Annotated in this window: 14 protein-coding genes; 1 reads left to right on the top strand and 13 read right to left on the bottom strand. The window is 30.2% G+C overall.

Annotation, left to right across the window (positions count from 1 at the left end; genetic code table 11):
* Position 1 precedes the first annotated feature (1 nt).
* Complete coding sequence (arsC, locus tag RRF68_RS01400) at positions 2–343, top strand: arsenate reductase (glutaredoxin) (protein WP_315944740.1); 342 nt, start codon at positions 2–4, stop codon at positions 341–343.
* A gap of 333 nt (positions 344–676) precedes the next feature.
* Here the strand turns inward: arsC and RRF68_RS01395 are convergent, their stop codons facing one another.
* The 13 genes from RRF68_RS01395 to RRF68_RS01335 form a co-directional block, all read right to left on the bottom strand.
* Positions 677–1,633 (bottom strand): glycosyltransferase, encoded by a 957-nt coding sequence (locus RRF68_RS01395; RefSeq protein WP_315944739.1) that lies wholly within the window; start codon positions 1,631–1,633, stop codon positions 677–679.
* Positions 1,633–2,412, bottom strand: coding sequence for a DUF3050 domain-containing protein (locus tag RRF68_RS01390; protein ID WP_275316053.1), 780 nt, complete (start codon positions 2,410–2,412; stop codon positions 1,633–1,635). The genes RRF68_RS01395 and RRF68_RS01390 overlap by 1 nt, the downstream gene beginning before the upstream one ends.
* 73 nt (positions 2,413–2,485) lie before the next feature.
* The gene (locus RRF68_RS01385; protein ID WP_275316054.1) at positions 2,486–3,292 is read right to left on the bottom strand and encodes an enoyl-ACP reductase; all 807 of its coding nucleotides are present in this window, start codon (positions 3,290–3,292) and stop codon (positions 2,486–2,488) included.
* 10 nt (positions 3,293–3,302) lie between these two features.
* Positions 3,303–3,818, bottom strand: a complete 516-nt coding sequence (locus RRF68_RS01380) for a hypothetical protein (RefSeq protein WP_315944738.1) — start codon at positions 3,816–3,818, stop codon at positions 3,303–3,305.
* A gap of 4 nt (positions 3,819–3,822) precedes the next feature.
* Positions 3,823–5,475 carry a DNA repair protein RecN gene (recN, locus tag RRF68_RS01375; RefSeq protein ID WP_315944737.1) on the bottom strand — a complete coding sequence of 551 codons (1,653 nt, stop codon included), beginning with the start codon at positions 5,473–5,475 and terminating at the stop codon, positions 3,823–3,825.
* A 238-nt stretch (positions 5,476–5,713) separates the two neighbouring features.
* Entirely contained in the window at positions 5,714–6,604 is an 891-nt protein-coding gene (locus RRF68_RS01370) for a DUF4835 family protein (protein WP_315944736.1), read from the bottom strand.
* Between the two features lie 126 nt (positions 6,605–6,730).
* Positions 6,731–7,939 (bottom strand): bifunctional phosphopantothenoylcysteine decarboxylase/phosphopantothenate--cysteine ligase CoaBC, encoded by a 1,209-nt coding sequence (coaBC, locus tag RRF68_RS01365; RefSeq protein ID WP_315944735.1) that lies wholly within the window; start codon positions 7,937–7,939, stop codon positions 6,731–6,733.
* Position 7,940: 1 nt separating this feature from the next.
* Entirely contained in the window at positions 7,941–8,261 is a 321-nt protein-coding gene (locus RRF68_RS01360; protein WP_218772799.1) for a DNA-directed RNA polymerase subunit omega, read from the bottom strand.
* A 3-nt stretch (positions 8,262–8,264) separates the two neighbouring features.
* Entirely contained in the window at positions 8,265–9,086 is an 822-nt protein-coding gene (locus RRF68_RS01355; protein WP_218772800.1) for an outer membrane protein assembly factor BamD, read from the bottom strand.
* Positions 9,087–9,207: 121 nt separating this feature from the next.
* The gene (locus RRF68_RS01350) at positions 9,208–9,723 is read right to left on the bottom strand and encodes a ferritin (RefSeq protein ID WP_218772801.1); all 516 of its coding nucleotides are present in this window, start codon (positions 9,721–9,723) and stop codon (positions 9,208–9,210) included.
* A 134-nt stretch (positions 9,724–9,857) separates the two neighbouring features.
* On the bottom strand, positions 9,858–10,733 hold the full coding sequence (gene dapA, locus RRF68_RS01345) for a 4-hydroxy-tetrahydrodipicolinate synthase (RefSeq protein ID WP_315944734.1): 876 nt from the start codon (positions 10,731–10,733) through the stop codon (positions 9,858–9,860).
* A complete protein-coding gene (locus RRF68_RS01340; protein WP_218772803.1) occupies positions 10,733–11,245 on the bottom strand; it encodes a DUF6913 domain-containing protein in 513 nt (170 codons plus the stop codon). Before RRF68_RS01340 ends, dapA begins: the two co-directional genes overlap by 1 nt.
* Positions 11,246–11,273: 28 nt before the next feature.
* Positions 11,274–12,347, bottom strand: coding sequence for an esterase-like activity of phytase family protein (locus tag RRF68_RS01335; RefSeq protein ID WP_315944733.1), 1,074 nt, complete (start codon positions 12,345–12,347; stop codon positions 11,274–11,276).
* Position 12,348 lies beyond the last annotated feature (1 nt).

Here is a 12,348-nt window from a genome sequence, read left to right as displayed (position 1 = left end):
AATGATAAAAATATTTCATAATAACAGATGTAGTAAATCGCGTAGCGGATTAGAAATTTTAGAAAATTCAGGTAAGGAATTTGAACTTATAAAATACTTAGAGAATATTCCTACAGAGACCGAATTAAAAACGATTATTAACTTATTAAACATCACTCCTATTCAATTAGTTCGTAAGAATGAAAAAGTTTGGAAAGAAGAGTTTAAAGGAAAAGAATTGTCTGATGCTGAAATTATACAAGCCATGATTGCTAATCCTAAACTAATAGAACGTCCTATTGTTATTAATGGAGATAAAGCTGTTATTGGGCGCCCACCAGAAAGTATTTTAGATATTATTTAATATCAGCTTCATTGTTAACCAAGCGAAGTAGTCTCTTTTTTATGAAGCAAAATTACTTCGTCATTCTTTCTTGTAATGACGAAGTAATCATCGTCTGTCTGAACTTTTTATCTAGCTTTATAGTTACCCCAGATAAACTCAAAATGATGTAGTAAATTCTGATCGTCATTGCGAACGAAGTGAAGCAATCTCTTTTTGAGAGGTAAGATTACTTCGTCATTCTTCCTCGTAATGACGATACATTTCCCGTCAAGCTAAACTTGTTTCAGCTTGACATCATGATTAATTGTCAACCTTTATGGGGTTCCGAAATAAATTCGGAATGACGTAATTTTATTTTTCAGGAAAAAACTTTGATTCTAAAAAACCCAAACCGTAACCAATAAACTGTGTAAAAGAAGTGATAATACTTAAAAAAGCTACTTTTATATTTTTATTCTCAATTAATGCATCTATAAACAGTAGCGTAAAGTAAAATCCGTAGAAAGCAATAAAATACCAATAGCCAAAAATTGCAAAAAGAGCACTCATATCAAATCCGATAATAAATAAACTCGGAAACCAATACGTGATTTTAGCTGTTTCTGGATACTTTTTATTTAAAATTGGCCTTGCTGTTCCGAATGAATAAATTTGTTTAAAAAACTGAAGTATCGTGCTTCTACGTTTATGATATACAAAGGCTTTTTCAATTAACTGTGTTTCTAATCCGTTTTCCCATAAACGAAATGTTAAATCGATATCTTCACCGGTTTTCATTTTAGAGAACCCATTTGTTTTTCCGAAAGCTTTCCGCGATAAACCTAAATTAAAACTTCGTGGCTGAAACTTACCAACACCTTTTTTCTTACCTCTAATTCCGCCTGTAGTTAAAACCGACGTCATCGAATAATTAATTGCTTTCTGTAAATCGGTAAAACTTTTATGCGCGGCATCTGGACCACCAAAAGCATCTGTAAAATTATTTTCTAAGGCTTTTTTTACTTCTGATACATATTGAGGCGGAACGATAACGTCACTATCTAAAATTATAAAGTAGTTTCCGGTAGCTTGTTGCATTCCGTAATTCCTACTTGCTCCTGCTCCGCTATTTTCTTTAAAAAAATATTTTAAATCAAGTTGATTTTTATATTTCTCTACAATATTCTCCGACGAATCTTCTGAGCCATCTTCTACAATAACAACTTCAAAATTATCAGAAAAATCTTGTTTTGTAAGACTTTCTAACAATTCATCTATTTCTTGCGGACGATTGTAAACCGGAATTATTACGGAGAAATTTAGTTTCATTAGTTCACAGTATTGTATATTATTTGCCTTGATATTCCGTCCCAAAGATTAATTCTTTTCCTTAAAGATTCTTTAGCATAATATAAAACATCATTCCACTTTTGTGCATCATTACCGCATAATTCTTCTATCATCCTTAAAGATAATGGCCCATGTTCGTCTCCATCTAACTCTATATGTCTTTTTAAATAATAGGTTAGTTTATTGTAGTTTAAAGTTGAGTTATCTTCTGTATTCTTAATAATTTCTAAAAACATATCCGGAATCACATCTTCTCTTCCAAAAGTAAAACTAGCCGCTATAATATGAGGTTCTTGAGTGTTAATTACGTTAAAAGAAAATGACACAAACTCCTTTACTTCTTTTAAAACTAAACACTTGTTTAAAGATTCATCAATAGTATTATGCTCTATAATGCTATTTATAAAACTAGCTATTTCAACTGTACTTGCTTCTGCTTGCTTCATAGCATCAATATACATTTCGAAATGACTTTTAGGTTCTCCTAATTCATTTACATCTGTTTCTTCCCCTAAAACTATTTCATTAATAAATCTTGCTGTTTTAGGATTTACTACAGGAAGCCAAGGCAAGGTAGTACATGTTAATTTTTCTTGTAAAGCTTTTAACAACGACATAAAATCCCATACCGCAAAAACATGTGACTCCATAAATATCTTTACATCCTCTATCGTTTTTAAGGATGTATATAAAGTATGCTCTTTTAACTGTTTTCTTAAAGGAGCCAACTCTTTTTCAATATCTAAAATTGTATTCATTTTAATAATTTTATCAATAAAAAATGCAAATCTAACGACTTGCATTTTTTATTCTTTATCACTTTACCTAATATTACTCAAATTTTTCCATTACGGCTTCACTCACTCCCATATTAGAGAATCCGCCATCATGAAATAAATTCTGTAAAGTTACTTTTTTAGTTAAATCAGAAAACATCGAAATCGTATAATCTGCACATTCTAATGCGGTTGCATTACCTAGTGGAGACATTTTTTCGGCGTATGAAATAAATCCGTCAAACCCTTTTACTCCTTGTCCAGCAGTAGTTGGTGTTGGTGATTGAGAAATCGTATTAACACGAACTTTTTGGTCACGACCAAAGAAGTATCCAAAACTACGAGCAATCGACTCTAAATAAGCTTTATTGTCTGCCATATCGTTATAATCAGGAAAAACTCTTTGCGCCGCCATGTAGGTTAACGCAACAATGCTCCCCCATTCATTCATAGCTTCTTTGTTGTATAAAACATTCATTACTTTGTGAAAAGACACCGCAGAAACATCCCAACCTTTGGTAGTAAAATCATATTTAGAATCGGTATAATGACGTCCTTTACGAACATTTACCGACATACCGATTGAGTGTAAAACGAAATCGATTTTACCTCCTAAAATTTCCATAGACTTTTCAACTAAATTTGTTAAATCTTCCATAGAAGTAGCATCAGCAGGTATAATTTCTGATCCTGTTTTGGCTGCTAATTCTTTAATATTCCCCATACGCATTGCAATCGGTGCATTGGTTAATACAAACTCTGCTCCTTCTTCATGTGCACGTTCAGCTACTTTCCAAGCAATAGAGTTTTCATCTAATGCGCCAAAAATAATTCCTTTTTTACCTTTTAATAAATTGTACATAATTATATGTTTAATCGTTAATAAGTTTTAACTTTTGTAAAATACTCATTTTACTTTTAACCCTATTTACAGATGCATATACTTCATCTATAAACTGGTTATTAATAGCTGATTTTACAGATAGTTTATATTGTTTAAAAGCATTCATTAATTCCCCTTTTAACTCATATGCTTGTCCCATTTTATTATAAATAGTTCCCTTGTCTGCAATATTATTATCAATTGCTTTTTTCCCGAAAACTAGCATTTCATCAAAAAGATTCATTTCTATAAGTAAATAGGCATAATTCGTATAAACTCCTTGATGATTTGAAGCGAATTTTATAGCCAATTCTAAGTGGTTTTTGGCTTTTGGATGATTGTTAAATTTCACACTGTACAACCAACCTAAATGATTATGTGCCCTACCGTAATCTGGATATTCATTTAATAAATCTCTTAAAACTTCTTTTGCTTCAATAATTTTATTTTCTTCTATTAATTGATCTGCTTCAAAAAATAAATTTTCTGCATTGTCTTCGCTCATAATTTTAATTCAATAACTCTTTGGCGTGTGTTAAAGCGCTTTCAGAAATGTCTTTTCCGCTTAACATTTCTGCTATTTCTATTACTCTTTCATCATTAGACAACAACTTTAAATTAGATGTTGTAACGCCTTTTTCTTCGCCTTTATAAACTTTATAATGCTGTAATCCTTTCGCTGCTATTTGTGGTAAATGTGTAATAGTAATTACCTGCATACTTGTACTCATATCTTGCATTATTTTTGCTATTTTGTTTGAAACTTCACCTGAAACTCCAGTATCTATTTCGTCAAAAATAATGGTTGGTAATTGTATGTTTTCTGATAATATTTTTTTGATTGATAACATTATTCTAGATAATTCTCCTCCAGAAGCTACTTTTTTAAGCTCTCCGAAATTACCACCTTTATTTGCAGAGAATAAAAAATCTAATACATCTTTTCCGTTTGTAAAATACTCTTTTGATGCTGTTATTTTTATAGAAAAACGTGCATTTGGCATCCCTAATTCTGTTAACAAAAACTCTAAGGCTTTTTGTAATTTCGGAATTGCCTTGTTTCTAGATTTTGTTATCATTACTGCAACTTCATCTAGCTTTTTAGAAACTTCATTTATCTCAGCATTTTTTGCTTCAATTAACGTTCCTGCATTGGCTACTTGGGATACTTTTTCTGATAATGTTTCGTGGATAGCCTGTAAATCTTTAATCGAATCTACCGAGTGTTTTTTCTGAAGGTTGTAAATTAATTGCAATCTATCATTTAATTCTTCTATTTCATTCGGATTAAAATCTACCGCTTCATTCTCATTTTCTAGTTCAGCAACAACATCATCTAACTCTAATTTAATACTTGTAACTCTGTTAGAAATTTCTTCATATTTTTTAGAATATCCTTTTATTTTTTGCAAACTATTTTCTAGCGAATACAATAAATTTTGTAATCCTATTTCTTCATTTACTGATATCTCTAAAGATTCTGATAAACTCAGTTTTATTTCTTCTATGTTATTTAATCGCTCTAATTTTTCTTCTAAGGCTTCTTGCTCATCACTTTTTAAATTTGCTTCTTCTAACTCGTTAAATAAATGCAAATTATACTCATGCTGTTCGTTGGATTTTTCAGTTTCTTGCTGAAGAATTTTAAGCTCTTTATTTAATGCTGAATACTTTTTTAACCCTCTTTTATAAGATGCTATTTTTGGTTGGTTTTTAGCCAAGGCGTCTAGCACAGAAAACTGAAAACTAACATCGGAAAGTTGTGATGTTTGATGTTGAGAGTGAATATCAATCAGTTTTGTTTTTAAAGCTGTTAAAACCGATAAGTTTACAGGTGTATCATTTACAAAAGCTCTCGACTTACCAGAAGGAAGAATTTCTCTTCGAATAATCGTTTCGGTTTCATAATCTACATCTAGTTTTTCGAATAAACGTTGTAAATCATAACCTTCAACAGCAAATTTAGCTTCAATAACACACTTTTTTTCAGTGTTTTTTAAAGATGATAAATCTGCACGGTTTCCCATTACCAAGCCCAAGGCTCCTAATAAAATGGATTTCCCTGCTCCGGTTTCACCTGTTATGATTGATAAACCTTTTGTAAAATCAATCGATAACTGATTGATTAACGCGTAATTATGTATGGATAATTGTATAAGCAAATTCTATTCTTTAAAAGAATAAAAATACAAATTTTGATTGAATTATAGCACTTTAAAAAGAACGGAAGTTTATTGTTTTTTTCTTCTTGAGAATACGTTATCAATTATAATTGATAAAAGCACAAAAGCTAGTAAAAAACTTCTTGTTTTACCCAAGCCATTATTTATAATTCCAGTTGAAATCACATATAAGATACTAATTGAAAGAACTGTTATAGAAACTATTCTAGTTTTTAACCTACTTAATTTTCTTCCACTTACCTTTATAGGTAGGTGCTATTTTCGATAAAACACTTAACATTTGCTGTGTGTTTTTAGTAGGCTTCCCGTCAGAAAAAACACTTGCTATTTCATCACTTTTTGCATCTAAAAAAACACGTACCATATAATTGCCTATTGCTATATTGTATAGCTTATCTAACGCTATTACATTTTTCTCTATAGTTTCTTTAGCAACTTCTTTAGTATTTAAGAAGTTATCAAATCCGTTTCTATGATAATCGTAATAAATAGTACGCAACGAACTAAATTTAGATGACAATAAATTATCTATCAACGCAAAACGGTTTTGTTTTCCTACTTGATTTTGCCAACCTAATTCGCCATTAGATTGTGCTTGTAAGATTACATTTTCTGCTGCTTTCAGGTAATCTGTTCCTCCTTTTAAAGCAAACGTATCTGCATCTACACCAATAATTGTATATGCATAAAAAGCAATGATTGATATTAAATTTGATTCGTAAGTATTAGGGTTAAAATTTAACGGATCAAATTCGTTGTAACGAAAATTAAAATTAGTATCATTAAGGTTTAATACAGGTGTTGCATAGCTAGAACCGTAAACAGGTCTTGTAGATTGTACCTGAATACTTGCTCTAAAATTATTGCCATTTTGCTCGTTTACAATAATTGTAAAAGCGCAATTAATACGTTCTTGTTGTTTAAAACTTTTGTTTGTCCACTGTTTTTCATTAATAAATTCAGTTAATGATTTTTCAAGGGTTTCATAAACCTGCTTATTACTACTCTGAACTTTATCTGTATTTATAGTAACTAAAGCATTAAGCTCTTGCGACTGTATTGTAAAACCTGATGATAAAATAAAAACTAAAAAGAAAAACTTACGCATTTAATATAATTTTATTTGTCAGTTCGAGTACAGTAGATATCTATTAAATCTTTCGATAAACTGCGTTTATATCTTCAAAGTAAAACATTCTACCTTTCAATAATACTCGAGAAGACGATCGTTATTTTAACTAACTTTGTTTATAATCTCGTTTATAATATCTACCGCTACTGCTTTTTTAGATTTTAACTCGAATGATTTCTCATTGAATTCTGCATCAATAACCGTAATTTTATTTGTATCAGTTGCAAAACCTGCCCCTTTATCTTGCAGTGAATTTAAGATAATTAAATCTAAATTCTTTTTTACTATTTTGCCTTTAGCATTTTCTACTTCATTTTCTGTTTCTAAAGCAAAACCGACTAATAACTGATTCTTTTTAGCTTCGCCTAAAGATTTTAAAATATCTTTTGTAGGTTCTAACTCTATTACTAACGATGAATCTTTCTTTTTTATTTTCTGTGTAGCCACATTTTTTGGTCGATAATCTGCTACAGCTGCCGATAAAATAGCAATATCTGCTTCACCGTAATATTTATGACAAGCATTATACATTTCTTCTGCAGATTTCACATCAACTCTATGAATAAAAGAATGATTTACTTTTTGATGTGATGGCCCTGAAATTAAAAAAACTTCGGCTCCTAAATTAGCAGCTGCTTTTGCTATTTCAAATCCCATTTTACCTGAAGAATGATTTCCTATAAAACGAACAGGATCAATTGCCTCATAAGTTGGACCTGCAGTGAGTAATATTTTTTTTCCTCGAAGTGGTAATTTAGAAACAATATCTTTTTCTATAAAAGAAACAATATCTTCTGGCTCTGCCATACGACCTTCTCCAACCAATCCGCTTGCTAATTCACCTGAAGTAGCTGGAATTAATATATTTCCAAAGTCTTGTAAACTATCTAGACTCTTTTTAGTTGATGGGTGTTGATACATATCTAAATCCATTGCTGGTGCAAAATAAACTGGACATTTTGCTGATAAATATGTTGCTAACAATAAATTATCACAAGTACCGTTTGTCATTTTAGACAAGGTATTTGCGGTGGCAGGAGCAACAATCATAACATCTGCCCAAAGACCTAAATCAACATGATTGTTCCATAACTCGTTTTCATCTTCTTTTTCGTAAAAAGTAGAATGAACCGGGTTTTTAGATAATGTGGAAAGTGTAAGTGGAGTAATAAAATCTTTAGACGCAGGAGTCATTACTACCGTAACTTCTGCGCCAGATTTTATAAATAAACGAACTAAGTTCGCTGTTTTGTACGCGGCAATACCAGCGGTAACACCAAGTAATACTTTTTTACCGCTTAATACAGACATATTATTCTACGTCTGGAGTTCTGTGATATACTTTACCGTTTAGCCATTCGTCTAATGCTATAGCATGAGGCTTTGGCAAACGCTCGTAAAATTTAGAAACTTCAATTTGTTCTTTGTTTTCAAACACTTCTTCTAAGCTATCGTTATAAGTAGCAAACTCATCTAACTTATCAACCAATTCTTTCTTTAAATCAGAATTAATTTGATTCGCTCTTTTTGCTATGATAGAAATAGCTTCGTAAATGTTTTCTGTTGGAGCTTCGATAGCTTCTTTGTTATAAGTAATAGTACTTAATGCCGCTTTCGTTTCTTTATAATCCATTTTTTAACTTTTAACTAATTGTTCTTGTTCCTTGTTTAATGTTGCTAACATTTCATTTGAATCTCCCATAAATTTAGATTTAGGGAAGCTTCTCTTTAGCTTATCATACGCTTTTATAGCCGCTTTAATTCTTTCAGCTTTTCTACGTTGCGTACTTTTTAACACAAAATCATGTGCTGCTTTTAAACGAAAATATAATGCTTCTTCTTTATATTTAGTTCCTAAATAATCAGATAACAAATTATCGAAAGCAACAATTGCTGCTCTGTAATTTCTAGAATCATAAGCAGCTGTTTTGTAATATGTTTTTGCAATTTCAAATGCTTTTTTCTCTAATTTATTACGCAACTCAGCATAATACTTATTTGCTTCGTCTAATTTATCAGAATCTGGATATCTATCAATAAATCCTTGAAAAGATTCTAAGGCTTTATTTGTATCTGTAGGGTCTAAACTAAAACTTGGCGCTGCTTTATAGTAACTTAATGCTGATAAAAAAGCTGCTTCTTCTCTTTTAGAACTTTTAGGATAATTTCTTGTAAATCTATTAAAGTAATACCCTGCTATACTATAGTTTTTCTCATTAAAATTAGATTGAGAAACCATAAATTGTATACGTTCCATTTGTGGTTTACCACGAAATGAAGGTGTTACTTTCTCGAACAAACGTAAGGCTTTACTGTACTTTTGTGTTTCGTACATTTTTACGGCCATTTTGTATTGCTCCTCAACACTTCCCTTATTTAAGGTTTTGTGATATGAACTACAAGATTGTAACATTATTAGTGCTACAACTAAATACGCTAAATTTTTAATTTTTTGCATTTGGCAAAATTAGTGATTAATTATGGATTATTAAAACGTTTTTTAACTCTAAGTAGAGTATTGCAATAAACCATAAAATCTGTTATAATAACAGGTATAAATACCTAAATGTTTGTTAATCTTATTCAGCAGTGTTAGCAGCACCTTGCGCCACTATTTGCTTTATATCATTATCAAATAAATATAAACCTCCTTTATCATCGCCAATTAAATTAATTTTATCTAAAATATTTCTTGCCAAGGCTTCTTCTTCTATTTGTTCAGATACATACCATTGCAAGAAGTTATGTGTTGCATAATCTCTTTCTTGTAACGTAATATGCACCAAATCATTAATAGATTCTGAAACCATTACTTCGTGATCAAATAAGGTTTGAAACATATCTTTAAAAGAACCAAATTCTGCTGGTGGCGCTGCTAAGTCAGAAACTCGTGCATGCCCGCCTCTTTCATTTACAAACTTTACCATCTTTAACATGTGCATACGCTCTTCGTCTGAATGTGCATACATAAATTGAGAAACTCCTTCAAAACCTTGAGTTTCTGCCCAACATGCCATTGATAAATATATTTGTGATGACTCTGCTTCTACTTTTATTTGCTTATTTAAAGCAGCTTCTATTGACTTTGATAACATATTTTTACTTTTTTGAAATTATATTTCTTACCATAACTTAATTTAGATAAGAAAACTATTAAACAAAGATGCTAAAAAAAGACTACAATTAAAACACTGTAGCCTCTTATAAATGATATTTTTGTTTAGACAAATTATAGATTGTCTATAAAATCAGATATTTTTGTTTGTAATTCTTCCGTTGCTTTTACTAATGGTAAACGAACCTCATCTATACAAATTCCTTGTTTCATTAATACTGATTTAATTCCTGCAGGGTTATTCTCTTCGAAGATATAGTTTACAATATCCATTAATTGATAATGAATTTTGTACGCTTTTTTATTTTCTCCTACCAAACCTAACTGAATCATCTTTGAAAACTCTTTTGGCAATCCTTGTCCTATAACAGATATTACTCCTGCTCCACCAGCTAAAACAACTCCTAAAGCTAAATCATCATCACCCGAAATAATTAAAAAATCTTCTGGTTTATCTTTTAACAATTCTAAATATTGTTGCTGACTTCCTGCTGCTTCTTTAACACCTATTATATTTTTAAAATCATTTGCTAATCTTAAAATAGTAGCCGGTTCCATATTTTTAGCAGTTCTACCAGGCACATTATATAAAATAATTGGCTTAGTGCTTACTGCAGAAATAGCTTTAAAATGCTGATAAAAACCTTCTTGTGTTGGTTTACTGTAATATGGCGCTACCGATAAAATAGCATCGATATTAGATAAATCTAAAGAATTTAATTCGTCTATAACTGTTTGTGTGTTATTACTACCAACACCTAAAACTAAAGGTAACACACCGTTGTTTTCACTTACAATTACTTTAATTATATCTTCTTTTTCTTTTACTGTAATAGTTCCACTTTCTGCCGTGGTTCCATTAATAACTAAGTAATTTGTACCGTTATCGATATTAAATTTCACTAACTTTTTAAGTGCGTTAAAATCTACACTTAAATCTTCGTTAAAAGGGGTTACTAAAGCGACTCCTGTACCAACAAATTTTTGCATTATATTTTATTTAATATTGTTAAATATTTTTTTAATTCCTGATTTAAAACAGCCTCATTTAATCCTTTATCAGAAATAACAAGATCATACAACCTATCATCAATTCCTGCAAAACCTGTTTTTAGAGATGCTTTAGATAACAAAGTTATTATATTGGTATATAAATTTGGCGTTTTTACGTAGTTAATAAGTAAATCATAATCGTTTTTAACGAAGTTTTTTAAATTGTCTGATTTTAAACTCGCTTTATAGCCAAAATCATTATCTGTAAAAAATTTAGAAGATGTTTCTTGTTTCTTTGAATATTCTCTAAAAATTAATACAACAATATTCTCTTTCTTAAATGGTAATTTATTTATCAAATTAGCCACCATTACATTTTCTAAAGATTCATTATCTAGTAAAATTACCACCTTGCTTACTTTGTTGGCATTATAAATCTTTGTTGTATTTTTTACAATACTATTATCGTAAATTTTCTGAATAGATTTTTGTTTAAGTTTACTTATCATCTTTAATAATTACTACTGCTAAAGTACATTATTTCTCTTCAATTTCTAGTAATAAAAACTGATTGAGTTGCTTGCCATATATTTGAAAATTATCATCCGATACCAAAATTAAAGATCGGTTTCCGTTTGATAGTACCGGACCAAAAGTAATTCCTTCAATATTATCAATAATTTTATCTGTTAATACTTCTTTAATATCTGTAAAATCGAATAATAATTCTTTTTTAAGAGTAATATACTTTTCTTCTTTTAAAGATTGAAGTGTTAATGTATTTGTTGTTTTTTCGTTAATGGTTGCTTTAAAAATCCTAACCGTATTACCAAAAGACCCATAACCACTTTGATAAATTCTTTCTACAACGAAAAAACTATTTTCGGTATATTCTAAAATAGCTGTTACACCATTTAGGTTCACCTTTCCTTTTGCTGGTTTGTCTATTTTTTCTAATTGATAAGTAAATTGCTTTGTTGCTGATGTTGTTTTCTTATCAAAATAAGTAATTCTTATGGGCGATTGTGTTTCGTAAAATGTTGACTCCTCTCCGTCTGCTTCAAGTGGGGCTTCCATAGCTACCCAAAAACCTTTTTTATCGTAACTTTTCGAAGAACCTTCAAAAGTTCCGTTGTGCTTTGGTTTTGCTTTAGAACCAGCATAGAAATATGCCGGAATTTTAGCACTTTCTATAAACTTACCTAAACTATCTATCTTAAAAACACTAGGATTTTTACCCTTATTTATTGACCCTTCGCTTACCAAATTAATTTGATGGTTTTCAACGAAAACAGATTCTATATCTAATATGTTATTTTTATAAAACTGACTTGTAGTGTCTATTTGAGTTATAGTCTTAAAATCTACTGATTTTATTGAATCGTTTTTCACAAATATGTTCCCTATTAAAACTCTAGGATTCTTGGCATCATCAACAACCATGTAATATTGGTTATTATTAAAGTCAATTCCTGAAATACCGCCTATTATTGTATTTTTAAACCTCAATGAGTCTTTAACTACAAATTCATTTAAAAATTTTAACGACACTCTTTCTGGCTTACATGCTGCACTACAAAATACAACAAGTAAAATTATTATTTTTCTCATT

The sequence above is a fragment of the Tenacibaculum sp. HL-MS23 genome (assembly GCF_032463465.1).
Taxonomy (GTDB): domain Bacteria; phylum Bacteroidota; class Bacteroidia; order Flavobacteriales; family Flavobacteriaceae; genus Polaribacter; species Polaribacter bernardetii.
The sequence above is the reverse complement of the archived record's forward strand: the minus strand, read 5'-3'. Positions and strand labels throughout refer to the sequence as shown.